At 45.1% G+C, this 22,657-nt stretch carries 19 protein-coding genes, 1 pseudogene and 1 other annotated feature; of the genes and pseudogenes, 13 read left to right on the top strand and 7 right to left on the bottom strand.

The features are described from left to right. Positions 1–91 precede the first annotated feature (91 nt). Positions 92–1,305 (bottom strand): annotated as a pseudogene (locus DLE54_RS05300) (IS3 family transposase); the annotation flags it as partial. Next, positions 914–1,030: a sequence feature (AL1L pseudoknot), on the bottom strand. It overlaps the preceding pseudogene by 117 nt. 350 nt (positions 1,306–1,655) lie before the next feature. Between DLE54_RS05300 and DLE54_RS05295 the strand changes: the two are divergent. From DLE54_RS05295 to DLE54_RS05275, 5 genes are all read left to right on the top strand, one after another. After that, positions 1,656–3,371, top strand: a complete 1,716-nt coding sequence (locus tag DLE54_RS05295) for a phosphoethanolamine transferase (protein ID WP_227535565.1) — start codon at positions 1,656–1,658, stop codon at positions 3,369–3,371. A gap of 98 nt (positions 3,372–3,469) precedes the next feature. Then, positions 3,470–4,165 carry a response regulator transcription factor gene (locus tag DLE54_RS05290; RefSeq protein ID WP_110817315.1) on the top strand — a complete coding sequence of 232 codons (696 nt, stop codon included), beginning with the start codon at positions 3,470–3,472 and terminating at the stop codon, positions 4,163–4,165. Between the two features lie 45 nt (positions 4,166–4,210). Then, positions 4,211–5,545, top strand: a complete 1,335-nt coding sequence (locus DLE54_RS05285) for a sensor histidine kinase (RefSeq protein ID WP_110816492.1) — start codon at positions 4,211–4,213, stop codon at positions 5,543–5,545. 216 nt (positions 5,546–5,761) lie between these two features. After that, positions 5,762–6,232 (top strand): diacylglycerol kinase, encoded by a 471-nt coding sequence (locus tag DLE54_RS05280; protein WP_110817314.1) that lies wholly within the window; start codon positions 5,762–5,764, stop codon positions 6,230–6,232. Between the two features lie 28 nt (positions 6,233–6,260). Then, positions 6,261–7,097, top strand: a complete 837-nt coding sequence (locus tag DLE54_RS05275; protein ID WP_110816491.1) for a PAP2 family lipid A phosphatase — start codon at positions 6,261–6,263, stop codon at positions 7,095–7,097. Positions 7,098–7,204: 107 nt separating this feature from the next. On the opposite strand, the gene nhaC is transcribed toward DLE54_RS05275, so the two are convergent. From nhaC to hppD, 4 genes are all read right to left on the bottom strand, one after another. Further along, the gene (nhaC, locus tag DLE54_RS05270; RefSeq protein WP_110816490.1) at positions 7,205–8,617 is read right to left on the bottom strand and encodes a Na+/H+ antiporter NhaC; all 1,413 of its coding nucleotides are present in this window, start codon (positions 8,615–8,617) and stop codon (positions 7,205–7,207) included. Between the two features lie 77 nt (positions 8,618–8,694). Next, a complete protein-coding gene (locus DLE54_RS05265; protein WP_011960308.1) occupies positions 8,695–9,036 on the bottom strand; it encodes a 4a-hydroxytetrahydrobiopterin dehydratase in 342 nt (113 codons plus the stop codon). Between the two features lie 62 nt (positions 9,037–9,098). Next, the gene (gene phhA / locus DLE54_RS05260; protein WP_110816489.1) at positions 9,099–9,896 is read right to left on the bottom strand and encodes a phenylalanine 4-monooxygenase; all 798 of its coding nucleotides are present in this window, start codon (positions 9,894–9,896) and stop codon (positions 9,099–9,101) included. 86 nt (positions 9,897–9,982) lie between these two features. Then, a complete protein-coding gene (gene hppD / locus DLE54_RS05255) occupies positions 9,983–11,101 on the bottom strand; it encodes a 4-hydroxyphenylpyruvate dioxygenase (RefSeq protein WP_110816488.1) in 1,119 nt (372 codons plus the stop codon). A gap of 155 nt (positions 11,102–11,256) precedes the next feature. On the opposite strand from hppD, the gene DLE54_RS05250 reads away from it, so the two are divergent. From DLE54_RS05250 to DLE54_RS05225, 6 genes are all read left to right on the top strand, one after another. After that, positions 11,257–12,222, top strand: a complete 966-nt coding sequence (locus DLE54_RS05250) for a LysR family transcriptional regulator (protein WP_011960305.1) — start codon at positions 11,257–11,259, stop codon at positions 12,220–12,222. 185 nt (positions 12,223–12,407) lie between these two features. Next, positions 12,408–13,688, top strand: coding sequence for a fumarylacetoacetase (fahA, locus tag DLE54_RS05245; protein ID WP_197708934.1), 1,281 nt, complete (start codon positions 12,408–12,410; stop codon positions 13,686–13,688). Positions 13,689–13,723: 35 nt separating this feature from the next. Continuing rightward, positions 13,724–14,299, top strand: a complete 576-nt coding sequence (locus DLE54_RS05240) for a VOC family protein (protein ID WP_011960303.1) — start codon at positions 13,724–13,726, stop codon at positions 14,297–14,299. 198 nt (positions 14,300–14,497) lie between these two features. Next, positions 14,498–14,731 carry a hypothetical protein gene (locus tag DLE54_RS05235; protein WP_011960302.1) on the top strand — a complete coding sequence of 78 codons (234 nt, stop codon included), beginning with the start codon at positions 14,498–14,500 and terminating at the stop codon, positions 14,729–14,731. Positions 14,732–15,080: 349 nt separating this feature from the next. Then, positions 15,081–16,538, top strand: a complete 1,458-nt coding sequence (locus DLE54_RS05230) for an aminoacyl-histidine dipeptidase (protein ID WP_110816486.1) — start codon at positions 15,081–15,083, stop codon at positions 16,536–16,538. 190 nt (positions 16,539–16,728) lie between these two features. Further along, a complete protein-coding gene (locus tag DLE54_RS05225; RefSeq protein ID WP_110816485.1) occupies positions 16,729–17,595 on the top strand; it encodes a mechanosensitive ion channel family protein in 867 nt (288 codons plus the stop codon). A gap of 5 nt (positions 17,596–17,600) precedes the next feature. On the opposite strand, the gene DLE54_RS05220 is transcribed toward DLE54_RS05225, so the two are convergent. Next, positions 17,601–18,485 carry a LysR family transcriptional regulator gene (locus DLE54_RS05220; protein WP_041773305.1) on the bottom strand — a complete coding sequence of 295 codons (885 nt, stop codon included), beginning with the start codon at positions 18,483–18,485 and terminating at the stop codon, positions 17,601–17,603. Positions 18,486–18,615: 130 nt separating this feature from the next. Between DLE54_RS05220 and DLE54_RS05215 the strand changes: the two genes are divergently transcribed. Continuing rightward, positions 18,616–19,770 carry an S-(hydroxymethyl)glutathione dehydrogenase/class III alcohol dehydrogenase gene (locus tag DLE54_RS05215; RefSeq protein WP_011960298.1) on the top strand — a complete coding sequence of 385 codons (1,155 nt, stop codon included), beginning with the start codon at positions 18,616–18,618 and terminating at the stop codon, positions 19,768–19,770. Positions 19,771–19,868: 98 nt separating this feature from the next. On the opposite strand, the gene DLE54_RS05210 is transcribed toward DLE54_RS05215, so the two are convergent. Further along, entirely contained in the window at positions 19,869–20,894 is a 1,026-nt protein-coding gene (locus tag DLE54_RS05210) for a LysR substrate-binding domain-containing protein (RefSeq protein ID WP_197708913.1), read from the bottom strand. Positions 20,895–21,084: 190 nt separating this feature from the next. Between DLE54_RS05210 and DLE54_RS05205 the strand changes: the two genes are divergently transcribed. Next, a complete protein-coding gene (locus tag DLE54_RS05205; RefSeq protein ID WP_110816484.1) occupies positions 21,085–22,320 on the top strand; it encodes a YeiH family protein in 1,236 nt (411 codons plus the stop codon). The last annotated feature ends 337 nt before the right edge of the window (positions 22,321–22,657 follow it).

Genomic DNA, 22,657 nt, shown 5'->3' with positions numbered 1-22,657 from the left:
TCAAGTCGCTGTTGATGTATGCTGAAAAAACCGTAGAGTGAACCGCCCCGACTATATCGGAGAGTGAATTACTTGAGTCAAGCAGCTTGGTCTGGTCTGACTCAGTAAGACTATCATAGTATCGTCTCTCAAACTCAAAAGGCGACACATAACCAATCGTACTATGCAAACGTGTTTTGTTAAACCAATCGACCCATTCAAGGGTTGCTAATTCAACATCGCTTACACCTTGCCACTGCTGTTTTAAATATTCAATCACCTCTACTTTATAAAGCCCGTTAACCGTTTCAGCCAACGCATTATCATATGAATCACCTGTGGTACCAACAGATGCAATGACGCCAGAATCAACCATCTTATCAGTATAGCGAATGGATAAGTACTGAACGCCGCGATCACTATGATGAATGACATCTTTAGGATGGTTTCTGTCTGCAATGGCTTGATTTAACGCTGCCATCACCATATCAGTGTTCATACGATCTGATACTTTCCAACCAACGATAGCGCGAGCAAACACATCAATGATAAAGGCGGCATAGACCCAACCACTCAATGTTTTAACGTAAGTAAAGTCATCAGCAACCCATAGCTGGTTAGGGCGATGGGCAGTAAAGTTACGACTAACTAAATCATCAGCACGCTTTTGATCATCACGAGACTTAGTGGTTATCTTACCCTTACCTCGCCAAATACCCTGCATGCTATGCTGACGCATTAACCGCTCTACAGTGCAACGTGCAGGATGTATACCTTCGGACTTCAGCTGTTTCCAGACTTTACGAGCACCATAACGGCATTTGCTGTCCTTCCAAATACGTTTAATCTCATTAAGATAGAAGTCATCATGCTGACTACGCTGTGAACGTTTTTCAGGATTTTCTTCTAGCTCTTTAGCACGATAGTATGTGGATGGAGCAATCGGTAATACTCTACAGATTGGCTCGACTCCATATTGTTGTTTGTGGTCATCTATGAAATCAACCATTACTTGGGTTTGCGGTCGAGCTCCGCCTGGGCGAAAAAAGCAGCTGCTTTCTTTATAATTTCATTGGCTTGCTTTAACTCTCTGTTCTCCCGTTCAAGTTCTTTGATACGCTCGGCTTGGCTTTGAGCTTGAATATTTGCAGGAATGGTTTTATCAATGTGCTTTTTATGCCATGATCGTAGGGTATCAGGTGTGCAACCTATCTTTGGCGCTATAGCTTTGATGGCTGACCAGGTGGATGGGTAATCGTCTTTAGCTTCAATTAGCATACGGACGGCTCGCTCTTTCATTTCAGGGGTATAGTTTCGTGTTTTCATTTTCGTATTCTCTCAGAAAATTGAGTCTCCGACAATCCCGGGGCGGTTCAGTTTTATTCTACTGCTTCTTCAGCATACCTCACAAACAAAGATGCATACTTTAAACTTTACTTAAACATCAATAGTGACAACCCCTAAGACTCTTACTACCAAATGCAGGTCAGTTAATCTTGGTGACAATAAAAAAATTTTTAGTAATCATTACTCATACTCTCATCGTTAATTCTTATAGCTTAACTCTTATACGCTTACTCTTTTTTGACACACTCTTTGTATCGAGGGTCTTAACGCTATCTTAACGACCCGATCATTACCATACAGGCATGTTTTTTCCTACAAGAAGCCTGCATATGGTGAATCAAACCTCTTCCTCAGTCGATACTGCTCCCTTATCACAGCCCACGAACTTTGCCTCAAGCCAGCAAGGCAGTGTAGACAAGCGCTCGTATTTGAAGTTGTTTTCTCAAAGGCCTATGAATGCCAATATATTGGTATTCATAGTGGCACTTTATTTGACACTGACGGCAAACTTTAGTTTCTTTAATCAGCTTACTGCTATTTATCCGGTGGCTCATAGCTGGGCCTTTGTAATGTCAGTGGGTGGATTACTGTTTTGTGTAATTTGGTTGGTACTGCAATTAGTAAGTCACAAATACCTGCACAAACCTATGCTGATATTGGCGTTAATGATTGGTGCAATTTGTGCGTATTTCACTGACAGTTACGGGACTATCTTTGATACTCACATGCTTATAAATGGGCTTGAGACCGATCAAGCAGAAGCTATGGATTTATTCGCGCCAGCATTCTTAATGCGGGTAGTAGTACTTGGTGTTATCCCCGCCTTACTTGTCTCACAGCTGCGCATTAAAACGGTGCCGTTAAAGTTTGCAGCCTTACAAAAAATAGGGGCGATTATCGCCACTTTAGCTTTGATGGCCGCTTGTCTATTGCCCTTTGGTGACCAGTACGCCAGCTTTTTTCGTCAGCATAAACAGGTGCGTTTTTATGCCAACCCCGTGATGCCTATTTATTCTTCTATTAAACTGGGCACAGATAAATTTGATGAAATGCGCCGTCCAAAGACCCTTACTGCCCACGCGACTGATGCCAAGCACATTGCCCCAGCCTCTACCAAGCCTAAGCTTATGGTACTGGTAGTGGGAGAAACCGTGCGTGCCGATCATATTGGTCTAAATGGATATGCACGTAATACTATGCCGCTGCTGTCAAACACCAAAGACATCTATAGCTTCAAAGACGTCAGCTCTTGTGGCACCTCTACTGCTTATTCTGTGCCTTGTATGTTCAGCTATCTGGGTCGAGATAAGTTCGATGTGGATATGGCAAGCTATAATGAAAATGTGCTAGACACCTTGCATAAACAAGGGGTAAATGTGATATGGCGTGACAATAATTCAAGCTCTAAAGGGGTGGCCGATCGCGTCACTTTTGAGGATTACAAAACTCAGGCAACCAATCTGGAATGTGATGTTGAATGCCGAGACATTGGCATGTTAAAAGATTTTGATAAATTGGTAATGGGCTCAAAAAACAGCCCACCAAAAGACACCTTAGTGGTACTCCATCAAATGGGCAACCACGGTCCGGCTTATTACAAACGCTATCCTAAAGCGTTTGAGGTATTTAAACCGACCTGTTTAAGCAATGAGCTCTCAAAATGTGACACTCAGTCAGTGATTAATGCCTATGACAATGCCATTGTGTATACTGATTATTTTTTGCACAATATTATTGACACCTTAAGGCCTTATGAACAAGCGTATGATGTGGTTATGGTGTATCTTAGCGATCATGGCGAAAGCTTAGGCGAGAACAATATATACTTACATGGCCTGCCTTATAAAATAGCGCCAAAAGCACAAAAGCAAGTACCCGTTATTGTGTGGTCACCGGCCTCAAACCATATGGATAGTCAAGCCATTGCTTCGCAGCTAACTGCTCCGGCCTCACAAGATTATTTAGCACCTAGCTTATTGCAGTACTTTAATATCAGCACCCAAGAGGCAGACCATAAACCTACTTTTTTTCAGGCTCAGCGCTAAACACTTAGCTTCCTTTAGCTTCTTATTGTTAGCTTTATAAGCTGAAACTTAGTGCCATGCGCTGGCCTTCCAGCATTGATACAAGTGAATTAAAACACATGCACAAAATACTCATCATCGAAGATAATCCAGATATTGTGGCCAACGTCTATGCCTTTTTTGAGCCCAAGGGTTATCAGCTCGATAACGCTCATAATGGTCCAAGCGGCTTAACGCTGGCCGCTGAAAACACTTATGATGTTATCTTGCTCGATGTGATGCTGCCAGGCATGGATGGCACACAGCTGTGTAAAGCACTAAGAGAAAAACTGCACAATAAAACCCCCGTGTTGATGCTCACAGCGCGCGATACCTTATCAGATAAAGTGGCCGGATTTGACAGTGGTGCCGATGATTATCTGGTCAAGCCCTTCTCTTTGGTAGAGCTTGAGGTCAGAGTCAGAGCGCTTATCCGCCGTCATCAAGATGAGTTTTTTGAGCAAGACATTAAACTGGGTCCTTTGACTCTAAATATTGAAAAGCACACCGCTTATCGAGACGATATCCCACTTAAACTGACCCCGACTGGCTTTAAAATCCTACAAACCTTAATGCTGTCTTATCCCAATATAGTGAGTAAGTCGGAGCTTGAAGAAAAGGTCTGGGGTGAAGATCTGCCCAATAGTGATGCGTTACGTACCCATTTGCATAGCGTGCGTACTCAAGTCGACAAACCCTTTGATCACGCCATGCTGATCACCGTGCCTGGTGTGGGTTATCAAATAATTAGTCCTGAAGATAAGCGCGCCTTATAAGCGTCCTGTAACACTATACTTTATGTTTTTACTGGCAGATGCTTTATGTTTAATACCGATACAATCGCCAATAAGTTTCGCTTATCCTACCTACTCTTCACCATCTTGCTGTGTGCCACTTTTATTGCCATATTTGAGGTTGCAGAAGATAAGATTGAAGCGCTGTTGGTACAAAGCTATCTGTTACAGCAGCTACAGTTGACCACCGAGGTGGCTGAAGCCAGCTTACAATCCACCCCAGTCACTCCAGGTCTTGGGGTAAGTATCTATCCGTTAAGCTCAGCACCACAAGCCCTTAAAGCTCAAGCTACTTCCGACATACAAAAAAAAAGTGTGGTCACGAAAAAGGGGCAAGAAGCAGATTTGTATTTTTTTAACTATCATTATGAGGGACATGATTATCTTTTAAGCTACCTAGATACAGGGGCTACGCCTCAGCAGTTGCCTGCCCGCTACGGTGATAGTGATCAATATCCAGTACTGGCACTTTTTGAAGAGCTAGAAGCCATATTTTTGCGAGCCTTGGTTGGGGTGATTTTACTGAGTATTCTGATGGCTTTTATCTTCTCTTATCTGTCATCTAAAGCCATTATCAAACCACTTCTTGACCTAAAAGATGCGGTAGAAGCCGATCAGCATAACTTTGATGAGCTCACTGACCTGCCTTCAGAGGTTGGGGTATTGGCACGTGCCATTGATGACAAAAATAACAAACTTGAGCAGTATCTCAAGCGTGAGCAGCTATTTACCGGCGACGTCAGTCACGAATTAAGAACCCCCTTAACCATAATTATGGGGGCATCAGAGGTATTACAGGCGCAGTTATCAGATCACCCTAAAGCCTTAGAATTCACTCAGCGTATTAACACTACAGCCAAAGAGACGTCAGAGATAATCAGCGCTTTATTGCTTTTGTCACGTGCCCCTGAGAAGCTTGACGCACCTAAGATCTGCATCAATCACATTGCCCAAAGTGAGGTGACACGCTTAAGTTATCTACTTCAATACAAGCGCGTGACTTGCCGTATAGAAGCGGCTGAAGACTACCACACCTTTGTGCGGCCAGAGCTGCTTAAAATGGCTTTGGGTAACTTAATCAAAAATGCGTTTCAATACACAGACTCAGGCGAGGTGGTTATTGTCATTGATGAGCAGAGCATCTCAGTGTCAGATACCGGACTGGGCATTCCGGATCATATGATGCCGCTGTTATATAAGCGCTTCGAGCGAATTGAGCCCAAAGAACTTAAAGTTGAAGGCTCAGGTCTTGGACTTAGTATTGTACAGCGTATTATGAGTCACCTAGGTTGGCGCTTAACACATAGTAGCAATAAGGCAGGCGGTAGTACTTTTACCATACATTATGGCCAAGCACGCTAAGCCTTTGATTTTTAATATAAATCAGGATGTAATTTTAAAACCACTTACGCTCGAGGTTATCTTAACGTTTTCTTAACCCTCTCCTACTTATAATGTAGTCATGATAAAAGATGGCCGCTTTGGTTATTTTTTGCCAGGTTTAGCCGATTTTTTTTAATTTATCACTAAGATTTTATTATGACCGATTACCCACACCCTGCTAAGTCTGTATATCCCATGGCCAAGCCAAAGGGGGCAGACATAAAGCCAAACTTAGACAATGACGCTCAGGCGCCTCTATTAACAACACCAATAACAACACCAAGTTTTGCGTATCAATTAAAGGGTAAAAAAGGATGGTCCCGAGTGCTGAAAGCCGGCGGTTATTCTTTAGACGGATTTAGGGCAGCCTATCGTACTGAGGCGGCATTTCGTCAGCTGTTTTGGTTGAATCTGATATTGGTTGTGGCAGTGATTGCCCTACCCTTTGCGTTGACCATCAAGATGATTTTGGTGTTTGCCTCATTTTTATCACTTATCGTTGAGCTGATTAATACCGGTCTTGAAGCCAGTGTTGACCACACCTCTACGGCTCAGCACCCGCTGGCTAAGATTGCCAAGGATGTGGGTTCGGCGGCGCAATTTTTGGTGCTGCTATTGCTTTTTTGCTTATGGATGATAGCACTGTCTAGCCTATCGCTACTTTAACGATCTTCTATCTTAAAGGAGGTGGCAAGTGCACCCTCATAGTCATATTAACTCAAGCTTTATTACTCATCCCCCTCAGCGCCAAAGCCTATCTCGTTGGCTGCTATTAATGGTGTCGGCCATCGCCTCTGCTTTAATCTTTGAACACAGCTGGCTTGATGTCACTATCAGCAAGCTTTTCTATGGCCACAACCAGTGGCTTATTGCCAAAGATGCCCAGCCCTTTAGATTTATTTTTTATGACGCTCCAAAGACAGTGCTTATCTTAATGGCTGTGTACTTAGTGCTCAATTTACTGATAATCTCTGTCACAAAACCGCCTCTAGGCATTAGTCAATCTGCTATAGCCGCATCAAGTCGTTATGGCCGCTGGGTGCTGCCCTTGAGTAAACATGAGCTTGGGTACCTAATAATAGCGGTATTGATGGTACCGGCCACTATCGGCAGCCTAAAAGCGCTCACCCATGTCAGCTGCCCAAGCCACTTACTGCTCTTTGATGGCGACTTGCCTTATTTAACCATTTGGCAGGACATGCTGGCCAAAACCCCAGCCAAATGCTTCCCTGCAGCTCATGCCAGCGCCGGATTTGCCCTGTATGCTTTTGCTTATTTACCAAGATATTATCGCTTAAAAATGAGGATGTTAATCATGGTGACTTTGCTGGGCTGGATTATGGGGCTATATAAAATGATGATCGGCGATCACTTCTTTAGCCACACTCTGGTGTCCATGTGGCTATCTTGGGGGATTTGTTATGGCATCGCCATGCTGTTTTTTCATACACAGCGCCGTCAGTTTCAATTCAAGACGCCTGCGGCTACCCATAACTCTGCTCATTTAGGCAACTGTCATACAGAGCCTTAACATCCAAAGCTTACATTTAGACACAGCACATTATAAGCACAGCAAAAAGGGCTTAGCACTTAAATAACTTAAGCGCTAAGCCCTTTTTTAGGCCGCCTTGCTAAGCTTTAGCTTGGGGTTACCACCGGCTGAGTAGTTGTATTGGTTTTGGTGATGGTAATGCCGCTAAAGCCAAAGATGATGGTCAAGAAAAAAGACAAATAACAGAAGAAGGCATAGGGCAAATACTCAATGACAGAGACGCCTAAAGCTTGGCTAATAAACACCCCGCACACACTCCAAGGCACCAAAGGATTAATCACTGTACCGGCATCTTCAATGGTACGTGATAGGTTTTTTGGGTGTAAATTTAATCTTTCAAACACAGGTCGAAACGCTGTGCCTGACAACAGTAAGCTTAAATACTGCTCACCGATAAGTACGTTGATACTCAAGGCAGACATCGCTGCTGCTGCAATGGCTCGGCCTGAGGTGGTCAAGCTGTCTTTAATGCCCGTTAATAAGGCAGGTAAGATACCCAGTGCAGTTAATAGACCCCCTAAGCTTAATGCTAAAATCACAATAGTCTGAGTAAAGAACATGCTGTTTACCCCGCCACGCGATAACATGCCGCCCACCTCACCAAGATCTAAAGATTCTGCTGGATGATAGCCACTAAAGAAATACCCTCCCAAATCTGACAAGCTCGGTGAGCTGTGCACATAGGTTATGATTAGTGCGACAACGATGGTGCAGATAATGGTATAAATGGCATTGATACGGCACAACGCCATTACCACCAGTACCACAAAGGGCAATACCGAATAGCCATGGACTAAGCCGCTGTCTACCAACTGTGTTTGAAGCGCTCGTACCTGACTTAAGTCTGATGTGGTGGTGTCTCCTGATAACAGCCAAAATAGTCCAAAGGTGAGTATCCAAGCTGGCACTGTGGTGTACGTCATATTGCGAATATGTTCAAACAAATCTATGCCCACAATGGATGAGGCAATAGTACAGGTATCGGATAAGGGCGACATTTTATCGCCAAAAAACGCGCCTGATACCACAGCACCAGCGGCGATTGCCACGTTCGCATCAAAGGCATGACTCATACCAATAAACGCTACCCCCAGCGTGGCTACTGTGGTTAAGCTACTGCCCAAGGCCACGCCAATAATGGAGGTCAGCACAAAGGCTGAAATATAATAAAACTGCGGAGAAATCAGCTCAAAACCAAAGTACATTAAGGTAGGTATCGCCCCTGACATCATTAAAGCCGATACCATCAGACCAATAAAGAAAAACAAATAAATAGCGCCAATACCGCGCAGCACGCCTACCGCCATTTGTGACTGCATCTCATCAAAACTCAGCCCTTTAATCAGGCCTATTGCCAACAACACACAGATGGCAAGTATCAAAGACAAATGTGGCACCCAGCCAAAGCCAATCATGGTCACGCCCATGATGGCAATGATGATGGTTGAGAGCACGAAGGCAAGTTTGGGGGAGATTTGAGTAAGTATTTGTGGAGGCATTAACATATCCTTATGTTGCCATGAAGGTGATAAATTTCATTGTTGATTTTAAATTGACTCAGTAAAAGACGACCAAGTTAAGGCTGATACAGCACATCGGTTTTGGCAGCCATCACAAAATCATTATGATGCAGACCTTTGATACTATGTGACCACCAGCTCACAGTGACCTTGCCCCACTCGACAAATAACCCTGGGTGATGACCTTCTGCCTCACTGATGTCCGCCACTTGATTGGCAAACGCCATGGCTTTGACAAAGTTTTTAAATTTGTACACTCGGTGTAGCTGTTTGATGCCCTCAATTTCGACTATTGACCACTCAGGGACTTGAGTTAACAGCTCTTTGGCCTCGAGGTCGGTTACTGTGGGCGCGCCGATACGGCAAACTTCACAGCTGGCTTGAGATAATTGGGTCATGGTTACATCCTTGTTTTATTCAGATTCATATACACATATTAAGTAAAAATAGGTCGGCGACGTTAAAGCGCATAGCAAGGCTCAAACAAACCCAACTGCTGGGCCTGATGCACCGCCCCCATCACATCACTATCCGCGATTTCAAATAAAGTTTCTAAATCATCAAGCACATAATAAATGGGCTGGATATGATCAATTCTATAGGGAGTGCGCAGCACATCAATGAGATTAAATTCGCGGTAATCGGGCTCGCCGCTTAGCGCATATAGCGTCTCAGAAGGTGAGCTTAAGATCCCGCCGCCATAAATACGTCGATCTACTGGGTTATGTCCCACCAAGCCAAACTCAATGGTAAACCAGTACATACGTGCCAAAAACACCCGCTCTTGAGCAGTGGCTTCAAGGCCTAACTTGCCATAGGTTTCATTAAAAGCTGCAAAGGCTGGGTGAGTTAACAAAGGACAATGGCCGACAATTTCATGAAAAATATCCGGCTCTTGGATGTAATCCATGTCCTGTTTACGGCGAATAAAAGTCGCTACCGGAAACTGCTTATTGGCAAGCAGTTTAAAAAACTTACCAAAGCTTATTAGCGCTGGTACCATAGCGGTGCGCCACCCTGTGGCCTCTAGCAGTACCGCATCAATATCCGGCAGCTGCGGAATGTGAGTGTGCGGCAAGGCCAATTTATCCAGACCTTGTAAATACTCAGGGCAAGCCCGCCCTGGTAGCTGAGTTAACTGACGCTCAAGCAGCGCCTGCCACATTTGATTTTCACAGTCGCTATAAATAATGTGGCCCTGTTCATCTGGCGTGTGCGAGACGTAGGGCTGTTTTGTCGATAACGCAGTGCGTTCCATGCCAGTTATCCTTAATCAAAGGGCGGCTAAAATCACTGTTAACCGCCAACATCTATGTCGTAGCATCCTTGCTGTATATATACCGCTTAAACTGCAGTGGCCGTATCTTTGTCTGATGCCCCATCAGCATCAATGGTACCGCGGCGCAGCTGGTCACGCTCAATAGACTCAAACAACGCCTTGAAGTTACCCTCGCCGAAGCCTTCTTCATAATCGCCTTTGCGCTGGATAAACTCAAAGAACACCGGGCTGCCTAAAATGGTCTCAGAGAAAATTTGTAACAGCAGTCTTGGCGTGCCGCCCTCTGTGGTGCCATCGAGTAAGATGCCTCGAGTCTGCAGCTCTGAGACTGTTTCGCCATGCCCAGGTAGACGCTCATCAAGCATTTTGTAATAGGTATCATTGGGCGCTGTCATTAGCGGAATGCCGGCCGCTTTTAGCTTATCGATACTGGCCAATAAGTCATCACTTAGTAGCGCAATGTGCTGAATACCCTCGCCATTAAACTGCATGAGATACTCTTCAATCTGGCCGCCACCTTGACGTGCTTCTTCATTGAGCGGAATGCGGATTTTACCATCAGGCGCCGTCATGGCCTTGCTGGTTAGGCCGGTGTATTCGCCTTTGATATCAAAGTAGCGAATTTCACGAAAATTAAAGATACGCTCATAGAAGTCGGCCCAATACGCCATACGACCACGATAGACGTTATGAGTTAAGTGGTCGATAACCTTAAAGCCAAAGCCTTTAGGATGCTTGTCCACACCCGGTAAAAACTCAAAATCTACATCATAAATAGAGCTACCTTCCTCAAAGCGGTCAATCAGATAGATAAGCGAGCCGCCAATGCCTTTGATGGCTGGCAACTTAAGCTCCATAACCCCAGTGGGTATCTCAACAGGCTGTGCACCTTGCTCAATGGCACGCTTATAAGCTTGTCGAGAGTCAGCCACTCGAAAGCCCATGCTACAAGCACCTGGACCATGCTCTTCAACGAAGTAGCTGGCTTGACTTCTCGGCTCTCGGTTTAAAATAAGGTTGATATCGCCTTGACGATACAAGGCCACGTCTTTGGATCTGTGGTTGGCCACATGGGTAAAGCCTAATTTTTCAAAAAGCTCTGCCACCAATGCAGGCTCAGGAGAGGCAAACTCTACGAAGTCAAAACCACGAAGACCCATAGGGTTGTCAAATAAATCTGCCATGCTAAATCATCCTTAATTCATGAAAACTCATATTATTTTGGCCATTACTGGCAAAACTTAATTCATCAATAAAAGTTATTGACGCTGTAATCATATTAGAATAGGTTTATTTATAAGACTAATCGTTTTTTATGATTTATTTATCAGGATTTGTTATGAATATAACTTTGCGTCAATTAAATGCATTTATCCATGTGGCGGAAACTGGCAGTTTTACGCGCGCCAGCGATAAAATGCACCTCACCCAATCTGCAGTCAGTGGGCTGATTAAAGAGCTGGAGAATACCTTAAATGTGGTGCTGTTTGACCGTACTACTCGCCAGCTGTCGCTTTCTGTGGTTGGCCACCATTTATTACCGCAAGCTCGGCGGGTACTCAATGAGCTGACCTTATTCGAAAATGAAGCCTCAAGCTTAACCAGCTTGGCTCAGGGCACAGTGCGTCTGGCGGTCTCACAATTTGCCGCCTCATCGATGCCAGCGGTCATTGCTCAATTTGCCAAGCTGTATCCGGAGATTAAGGTGAGTCTGCTTGACTGCTCAGCTGAGGATGTGCTGCAACATATTGAAAACATCGAGGTGGATTTGGGCGTGGGGGTTGAGCTAAACACCGATCAAAACGATGAAAACCTGAGCGCTGATCTACTATATGAGCTACCGTTTTGTATTGTGTTGCCACAAGCGCATCCGCTGGCCTGTGAGCCTGTGGTGAAATGGGATGATTTATTGGGTCTGCCCCTAATCACGCTCAACGGACCGTTTATTGATCATGTCACCTTAGAGCTCAGCGAGCCTATGGCGCTACAAATCAAGAATGCTGCCTACAAAGTTAACTTTATGTCCACTGCGCTTGAGATGACCCGCCAAGGATTTGGCGTTACGCTATGCCTACCTTATATGCCTGAGGTCATCGACTGGATAAGTGCCAACAACCTAGTGCTCAAGTGCTTGGCTGAGCCGGTTAAATTACGCAAGTTTTATATCTATCAGCGCTCATCACGAGCGCTATCGCCAGCGAGCAAAACTTTCAAATGCTTCTTACAGCATTACTTTGAGGATTACTTCACCAGTCTTGCCAACATAGGTTTTTTATCTCACACACCGACTCAAGACAGCCAATAGAGGGTGTAGCTTCGATGCCATTGATAAAAAAAATTGCACGAAGCATCTTGCAAACTTAATCAATATAAATTACATTATTAGAAACTGATTACTTATATCATAATATATAGCGTAATTTTTACACCTCATGCCTATTAATCTACATGCCCATTAATTTATAAGAAAAAGGATTTTCTATGTCTCTTATCGATACTCAGCTTCGCTCTTTTTTGACCATTGCCCCTGATAGCGACTTCTCCATTCACAACCTGCCTTACGGCATCTTTAGTGAGACCAAAGACGGCGTACGCCGCGCCGGTGTGGCCATAGGTGATAAGGTTTTGGATCTGGCAGCCTTAGAAGAGGCCAAGCTTTTGACCCTAACCGGTGGTCCTTATTTTAACAAACCCACTTTAAACGACTTTATTGAGTCGGGCCGAGACAATTGGACCGCCGCGCGTAGCCAAGTTCAAAGCCTATTGTCTGCTGAGACTGCTACTTTACGAGACGATGAGCAACTACAGGCTAAAGTATTGTTTGACCAAAGCAGCGTTTGCCTACATTTGCCGCTTCATGTGCCTGGATATACCGACTTTTATTCCTCAAAAGAGCATGCGACCAATGTCGGCACCATGTTCCGTGATCCAAAAAATGCCTTACTGCCCAACTGGACTGAGCTGCCTGTCGGCTATAACGGCCGCGCCAGCACTATCATCGTCAGTGGTCAAGACGTGGTACGCCCCTCAGGTCAGATCAAACCTAATGCCGATGAACGTCCTATTTTCTCAGCTTGTCGTCGTCTAGATTTTGAGCTTGAAACTGCGTTTGTGGTCGGCAAACCCAATCATATCGGCCAGCCCATCTCTATCGATGACGCTTGGGAGCATATCTTTGGTATGGTACTGCTTAACGACTGGTCAGCTCGTGATATCCAGAAGTGGGAATACGTGCCTTTAGGCCCATTTAATGCCAAGACCTTTGCCTCTTCTATCTCACCGTGGATTGTTACTTTAGATGCCTTAGCACCATTTAAGACCGACCTTCCCGTGCAAGAACCGAAACCATTGGCTTACTTACGCGAGCACAATTCAGACACCACCTATGATATCAATCTATCGGTAGAAATTTTGGCAGAAAAAGCCGATGAGCCTACTGTGGTCTGTAACACCAACTTCAAACATATGTATTGGTCGATGGCGCAGCAATTAACCCATCACACCATTTCAGGCTGCTCAGTACAAGTGGGCGATTTGATGGGCTCAGGAACCATCTCAGGCCCTACCTCAGACTCATATGGCTCAATGCTTGAGATTGCATGGAATGCGACCAAACCGGTTACCTTAAGCAATGGCGAGACCCGCACCTTCATAGAAGATGGTGATACGGTCATCATGAAAGGCTATAGTGAAAAAGACGGCATCCGAGTCGGTTTTGGCGAGGTGCGCGGCACATTACTGCCCGCTTTAGATTTTAAATTTATGAACTAAATACCCAAGAGGTATGCCATCAAAAGGACTTTGATATGAGCTTTGAAATTGAAAAAATTCACCACGTCGCTTATCGCTGTAAGGATGCCAAACAGACCGTTGAGTGGTATGAAAAAAACCTAAATATGAAGTTTGTGCTGGCCTTTGCCGAGGATTATGTGCCCTCCACAAAGGCCTATGACCCATATATGCACATCTTCTTGGATGCAGGTAACGGCAATGTTTTGGCCTTTTTTGAGCTGCCAAACCAGCCTGAGATGGGTGCTGATCCCAATACCCCATTATGGGTTCAGCATTTAGCGCTAAAGGTAAAAGACAGAGCTGCCTTATTGGCCGCCAAGCAGCAGTTAGAGGATAATGGTATTGACGTGCTTGGGGTCACCAATCATGGCATCTTCCACTCCATCTATTTCTTTGATCCCAATGGTCATCGTATTGAGCTGACCTATGATGATGAGACGTCGCCTGAAAAAATAGCCTTGATTACTGAGGAGATGAAAAAGGACATGCTTGAGGAGTGGACGCGTACCAAACGTGCCCCGAACCATACCCATTTTTTACACGCACAAGAGCTTGCGGCGGTAAAAGACAGCATTCCGGCTGGGGAATAAGTTGATTGATTGATTGATTGATTGGTTAGCTAATTTAACTAACCCACCTAATAGCCACTTCTGTCAAAACAAGCGGTATTTTGACCGCTTGTTTTGACAGCGCTACTGCCCAAAACGATTACAATAAAAACTTGATAAAACCGAGGATTGGTACATACTCTGCACATAAGAAGAATTGCCTAACAGCAGGAAGATGATATGACCACCCCTACCCCAGAACTCGATCAGCATAAAAAACAACGCCTAATACAGCAGTATCTGCAAAAACTTATAAAAACCGATCCCACGTTGTATTATTCATCCACAGCAGATATTGCCCATGCTCTATACCCTTTAATAAAAGAACACACCAATCGCATGCCAGTTGATGAGCAAGCTTTATTTAGAAACATCAGTGTGCGTGATATTGAGATGCTGCTCAGCTTTCACTAGTGAGTGTTAACCTCAGCCAATAAAGCATAGCTTAAATGAAGCAGGCGGATATATTCTTAGCCTGCTTTTTTAGGCTTTGGTTTTGAGCTTTGGTTTTGAGCTTCGGCGTCTTTGTTGTCGTTTTGATGTGGTGAACAAAAGTGACATTGCCGCCCAAATATGCTCACGCTCGGGCCGGCGTGCCTAGTTGTCGCATTAGCACGCCCTTCGATTGAGCGATAGAAAACGCCCATATCATCTTACATTGCCAAGCGCTGTCATGCTGTCTTACAATACTGGGTTTTTAAACATTTATTTTTTTACCTATGCCGGCCAGCCAGATCTGCCGGCCTGATTTAGGATCTCTACGATGTCAAATAACCCCTTCTCAAGCCTTACCCCCGCCTTAGTGTGGCACTACTTTTATGCCTTAACCCAAATTCCGCGCCCCTCTTACGAAGAAGAGGCCGTGCAGCAGTTTGTACTCGATGAAGCGGCCAAACTGGGGTTGTGGGCTGAGCGTGACGCAGCCGGTAACGTGCTGGTGCGTAAGCCTGCCACAGCAGGTATGGAGAATGCGCCTGGGGTTATTTTGCAAAACCATCTGGACATGGTCGCCCAAAAAAATGCCGACAGCAGCCACAACTTTAGCACCGATCCTATTGACGCTTATATCGATCCAGAGCTTAATAATGAATGGGTCACCGCCAAGGGCACAACGTTAGGCGCTGACAATGGTATTGGGGCGGCCTCAGCGCTTGCGGTACTGGCCTCCAAGGATATCGAGCATGGTCCGTTAGAAGCTTTATTTACCGCAACCGAAGAAACCGGCATGGACGGGGCCAAAGGCTTGCAAGGCGGCTGGCTACAAGGCAGCTTACTGCTGAATCTTGATACTGAAGAGCTGGGCGACATCTGTATTGGCTGTGCAGGCGGCGTTGATGCCACTTTTACCCTGCCGATTACTTGGCAAACCCCAAAAGCCGCTCAAGCGTATCGCTTATCCGTGAAAGGCTTAAAAGGCGGGCATTCAGGGGTGGACATTCATAAACAGCGGGGTAATGCTGCCTTGATTATCTCGCGCTTATTAGACAGCGTAAGCGAACACATCGAAGTGGCGGCGATTAACGCCGGCAATTTACGCAATGCCATTCCTCGTGAAGCTGACGCCGTATTTGTCAGTGACCTTGATGAGTCTGAATTAAATCCGCTTTTAACCACTGAAGTTGACATTATTCGTCGGGGTCTGCCGCTAGAAGATCGCAATATGAGTGTGTCTCTTGAGCGTACCGATATGCCTAAGCAGACTTGGCACAGCGACTCACAGCACACCTTACTTACCGCCATTCGCTTATGCCCCAACGGTGTAGATAGAATGAGCATGAATACCCCCGGCGTGGTAGAAACTTCGGTCAACTTGGCCAAAATTGACACCCAAGACAATCAGTTAGAGCTACAAAGCTTGCTGCGTTCGCTAGATGATGCGGCGCGTGATGATTTAGCTAATAGAATGAAGCGCTTGTTTGAAAGCTTCGGCGCCAAGGTACAATTGGCCGGTGAATACCCAGGCTGGAAACCTGAGCCTGGCGCAGCCGTGATTGATACCGTCATTGAGCAAGGCCGCAAGTTATTGGGTCAAGAGCCGAATGTGACGGTCATTCATGCCGGCTTAGAGTGCGGTTTACTCGGTCAAAACTACCCACAGTGGCAAATGGTATCGTTTGGCCCTACCATTGAAATGCCGCACTCACCCGATGAGCGGGTTAACATTGCTAGTGTGGCTACATTCTGGGACTGGTTAGTATTGGTACTATCGGCTTTAAAATAGCCCCAATCATAACCACCCACATAACATAAAATCAGAAAAAATGCGACCAGGTGGACGAAAACTGGCCTAAATTTTGGATGGTGCGCCTAGCATGTTATGATAACTTATCCAAAAAAAGGGGCCTAAGACTGTGCCCCTTTTTTGTTTAACCTGACTTTTTAAAGCCAACTTCGCTATAGAGAGACCCCACATGCAGTTTTTAGGATTTACACTTGATATTGCCACCTTGACCAGCAGTACTGTGCACTTACTGACTCAGGTTGCGCTTGCCATTATTATTTTAGTTATTGGTCGTTGGCTGGCAAGCAAGATTGTTAGGGTGGCGCATGGGATTATGACCCGCAGCCACCTAGATGATACCGTCTCAAGCTTTTTAAGCCGTTTATTACACGGTTTGTTACTGGTGGTGGTGGTGTTAGCCGCCTTAAGTAAGGTTGGGGTACAGACCACTTCTGTTGTGGCTATATTAGGCGGCGCTGCACTGGCTGTGGGTCTGGCGTTAAAAGATCAATTATCTAATTTTGCCGCGGGCATTTTAATTGTGATTTTTCGCCCCTTTGTGCGCGGAGATTATGTCCAAATTAGCAGCTATACCGGCACAGTCACCGACATTACGTTGATTAATACTCATATTACAACCACCAACAATCATGACGTGGTGATTCCAAACAATGACATCAGTACATCAGCGATTATTAATTATACGTCACTACCAAACCGCCGGGTCGATATCACCGTAGGCATCGGCTATGAGGCCAATATCAAGGTTGCCAAAGATATTTTGTTAACCACAGCCAAAGCCAACCCCCTAGCCTTTCAAGACCCTGAGCCTGTGGTACGGGTGACCAATTTGGGCGATAACTCAGTGGACTTGACCTTAAACGTGTGGACCTCAAATGAAAACTGGTGGGCCATGCAGTGCCAGCTGTTAGAAGAATTCAAAGAAGCGCTCGATGCCAATCAAATTGACATCCCCTTCCCGCAGCGTAAAATTCATGTGAGCGGCTTAGACAGCCTGGTTAACAAAGCGTCAGCGGCCAATAGCAAGCCCAACTAACCCGCTTATTTGCCTCCAGATTGTACATTTAAATGCTGCTGCAAATACTGTAGCAGCAATTGCATCTTGGTAGATAGGTGCCGGTTTTGTGGATACACCGCCCATATTCCCTCCTCAGGCTCCCGAAAGTCATCGAGTACACTGATAAGTTTCCCTGAATCAAGATATTTTTGGACATAATAATCTGGCAACTGAACCATACCAATACCCTTTAAGGCAGCATCAACCAAACTATAACCACTGTTATATCGGACGCTGCCACTGACTCGGATGTTGCGCTCACTCTGCGCTTGCTTAAAGTGCCAATAATCCAAACTGCCTAGCAAACAGTTGTGACTAGCCAGCTCAGCTAAAGTTTGCGGCGTACCATAGCGGTCTAAATAATCCGGCGCGGCGCACACAAAATTGGTACGGTGACCGAGCTTTTTTGCCATTAACGTCGAGTCGCTTAGTTTGCCAATACGCACCGCCAGATCATAGCCGCCCTCGACCAAATCTAGCTTTTGATTGCTTAAAAAGGCCGTGACCTTAATATCCGGATACTGTACGATAAAATCATTAATCAAAGGCAACAATTGCTGCTCACCATAGGTCACCGGTGCGGTCAATTTAATCTTACCTTGCGGCTTTGACTGCAAGCTACTAATTGCTTGCTCGGCGGCATCAAGCCCATCAAGTACCCCTCGGCAGTGCTTATAAAACACCTGCCCCTCTTCGGTCAATGAAATCTTGCGGGTGGTGCGATACAACAGCTTAATGTTTAGCCGTTTTTCTAAGGCACTTACCTGCCGACTGACCTGAGCGATAGAAATACCCAGCTCTTTGGCCGCTCGGGTAAAGCTCTCATACTCTGCTACGTACACAAACTCGCTAATACCTTCCCACTTCATCATTATTACCATTATGTAAAAGATATTTGTCAAACCATCATATTATCATCTAATATGAGATAATCTATAATGATTCACATCATTATTCCAACCCCGTTTTTTTACAACGAATAATAAAGAGAGCACAACTATGTCTGATAAATTTATTAAATCAAAAGCAGCCGTCGCTTGGGGCCCAAATGAGCCTTTAAAAATTGAAGAAGTGGATGTCATGCTGCCTCGCAAAGGTGAAGTATTGATTAAAGTACTTGCCAGCGGCGTGTGTCATACCGATGCTTATACCCTATCAGGTGCCGATCCTGAAGGCGTTTTTCCCGCCATTTTGGGCCATGAAGGTGGCGGTATCGTTGAGCAAGTCGGCGAAGGGGTGACCAGCGTTCAAGTGGGTGACCATGTGATTCCTTTATACACCGCAGAGTGTGGCGTGTGTAAAATGTGTACTTCTGGCAAAACCAACCTTTGCTCAGCCGTACGTGAGACGCAAGGTAAAGGCTTAATGCCTGATGGTACCACCCGCTTTTATAAAGATGGTGAGCCCATTTATCATTATATGGGCTGCTCTACTTTCTCTGAATACACGGTATTGCCTGAGATTTCACTGGCCAAGGTCAATAAAGATGCGCCGCTTGAAGAAGTGTGCTTACTTGGCTGCGGTGTGACCACTGGTATGGGCGCTGTGATGAATACTGCAAAAGTTGAGAAAGGCTCAACTGTGGCGATTTTTGGTCTGGGCGGTATTGGCTTGGCTGCAGTGATTGGCGCGGTGATGGCAGGCGCTAGCCGCATCATTGGTATCGATGTCAATGAGAGCAAGTTTGAATTGGCCAAAAAACTAGGTGCTACCGATTTAATCAATCCAAAAGACTACGATCACCCTATTCAAGACATCATCATCGAATTAACCGATGGCGGCGTAGATTATTCATTTGAATGTATTGGTAACGTTGATGTGATGCGCTCAGCACTTGAGTGTTGTCATAAAGGCTGGGGCGAGTCGGTTATTATCGGTGTGGCCGGTGCAGGTCAAGAGATCTCTACCCGTCCGTTCCAGTTAGTCACCGGTCGTGTATGGAAAGGCTCTGCCTTTGGCGGCGTCAAAGGCCGTACTGAATTACCCGGCTATGTTGAACGTTACCTGGCAGGTGAAATCCCATTACAAGACTTCATTACGCACACCATGCCCTTAGAGGACATCAATGAAGCATTCGACTTAATGCATGAGGGTAAAAGTATTCGCAGTGTTATTCACTTTGATGCATTAAAACAGTCTGCCGCTAACAGCTAGCTTTGATTTAGCCGTTACATGAATCAAAAAAAGCAACCGGGGTCATCTACTTTTGGTAGGTGGCCCCTGTTTATTTAAATACCTAAGCCATTGAGTCTTTAATCAATTCCATGTAATTGAGCACAGCCTTTATCCTGCACCAAGCTTGACACAAACTGCTGCCATATCTCACTTTTATGGCGTTGCTTGTGCCAAATCATCCACCATACTCGTTGCAAATCAATATCTTTAATCTCAATCTCAATCAGATTGCCCTGTGCCAAGTCCGCCTCAATCACGTGCTGTGATAGACAGCCAAAGCCTATATCGGCTTTGACCATATTCTTGATGGCTTCTGACTGCTGAATGGCCAATACCCGCTCCGTTTGCGGCATATATTGCAGCAACTGCTCATCAATAACCTGCCTTGTCCCTGACCCCGACTCACGTACCAATAGTGGAATTTTGGCCAATTGTTGGGTAGTGAGCTGATAACTGGCCACTTTGTTATCACTGCTATTATTCTCTCGCTTATCTTCACGGCCTGCCAACCACTGACTGTCCTTTTTAGCAAACACCATTAACTTATCATGGCGCCAGGCTTGTTGTTCAATCAGCTTGCTGTCAGTGGGTCTTGGCCTACCCTCTACCAATGCAATGTCCACTTTTAATTGTTCAACCTCGGCCACCACATCTCGCGTATTACCAATAAAAAACTCTACCTTGGCCTCAGGGCTATTCCCATAAATTTGCTGGATTAAAGCGGGCAGCACATAGTTGCCTATCGTCGTACTGGCACCGATATGAATACGCCCCGCTTGATATTGATGATACTGCTCTAACGTTAAGCATTGGCTCATTATGGCTTGAGCCTGAATGTATATGGCCTCGGCATTGTCACTGCGATGCAAACGCCGCCCTATGCGCTCAAACAATGGCATTTTCAGCCGATCCTCAAGTTCCATGAGCGCACTACTCACCGCTGACTGTGACAAATGTAGCTGCTCACTGGCCGCACTGGTACTGCCTGTCTGGTAAATACTAATAAAGACCGACAACTGTTTTAAAGTGATTTTGGGCAATAAAGCGTGGCCAACTGTTAATGAAATGGCAGTTGTCGACGCATTAGACGTTGAGGCGGGCATGTTTAACACCTTACAAGGTTTCTAGACTAAAAATACGGCATCTGTATACACTAACCTATTTTATCGATAAAAACTATCTAATCAATCTGTTTTATTAATATACAAAAAAGGAATATAGTAATTCTTAAATAGCTTATCTTTCATAGCCATAAGCTTCAGTGCGTCTTTTTTAAACTAAGCGAGCCATCTTATGAGAGCCCATCCTACTACCCCAATTAAAATCCATCCCACTCAGTACAGTCGAGACAATAAAGGCTTATATCGACTGTGTGTGTCTGCTTTATTGAATAAATTGAATCAGATGCTAGGCGATTATCTGCCAAATAGAAAAAACATATTGGGGCTGCTGATGGTGTTATCTGGCAGCTTAATCAGTATTTGGTTAAATGAGCGCATTCAAGATTGGACTGAGCATAGCGTGCTGGGCTTATCGGCATTAACCTTAGCCATTTTGATAGGTATGGTTCTGGGCAATACCCTCTATCCAAGATTTGCCAACTCTTTGACAGAAGGCGTCACTTTCTGTAAAGCTCAAATACTGCGCTTGGCCATTGTGCTATACGGCTTTAAGATTACCCTGGCGCAAGTGGTGAGTGTCGGCGGCGGCGCCATCGCCACTGATGCTTTGGTATTAAGCTCTACCTTTATGATAACCTACTTACTGGGTACCAAAGTCTTAAAAATGGATCGAACCACCACCATGCTGATTGGTTCAGGCGCGAGTATTTGCGGGGCAGCAGCAGTCATTGCAGCAGAACCGGTACTCAAAGCAGAGTCGCATAAAGTGACCATCGCTGTGGCTACTGTAGTGGTGTTTGGCACTTTATCTATGCTGCTGTATCCACTGCTGTACCAGATGGGCTGGCTTGCAGGTATTATTGATCCTCAGCACTATGGCGTCTATATCGGCTCCACCATTCACGAAGTGGCGCAGGTGGTGGTTGCCGGTAATGCCATCAGCCCTGAAGTCGGCAATACAGCAGTGGTTACTAAAATGATTCGGGTAATGATGCTGGCCCCATTTTTACTGCTGCTATCTGTATTTGTCACCTCAGTAGATACGGCCGCTCAAAACACAGCAATATCCTCTACACATCAGCCCAGCAAGATACAGCTTATATTACAGCGTTTCAAAAGTATTCAGGTGCCTTGGTTTGCCTTTGTATTTTTGGCCATGGTTGGCATCAACTCTTTGCTCAGCTTATTACCAGGCTCTGCTGCTCCTGTGGTACAAAGCGCTACTCAAGCTATGATACATCTGGATAATCTGCTACTCACTATGGCTATGTTTGCACTGGGCCTGACCACTCATTTTAGCGCCATTAAAAAAGCGGGCATTAAGCCTTTAGTCTTAGCAGCAGTTATGTTTATTTGGCTTATCTTAGGTGGCGCGGCTATTAATATAGTGATGACTCAGATTAGTTAAAGTTAAGCGATCTAACCTGTGGTTTATTGTTCATTTAGATAGAGGAAGTCAGACTACCAAGTTTAAATGCACAGATTTGACAGCAGGGGTTACAAAAGAGTTTATGCTATAAATCGCCAAGACAGGTATGGTTTGATTATGATCGTCAAGCTGGGCAATTAAAATCTCTCAAGTTTAGTTCTACAGATTTGATGGCAGGGCCTCTAACCTTTAAAACATTTAATGATAGGCTCATATAGCTTATAATACGCCCTACTCTTTAGCACATAGCCTGCTTTTATCCTCTATTAATACGTATATTAAAGCCACAATTGGCCAATAATTGTGGCTGTCTCAA

The sequence above is a fragment of the Psychrobacter sp. YP14 genome (genome assembly GCF_003209315.1).
In the GTDB taxonomy this organism is placed as follows: domain Bacteria; phylum Pseudomonadota; class Gammaproteobacteria; order Pseudomonadales; family Moraxellaceae; genus Psychrobacter; species Psychrobacter raelei.
Note: the sequence above shows the minus strand (reverse complement) of the source record. Positions and strands in the feature narration are given on the sequence as shown.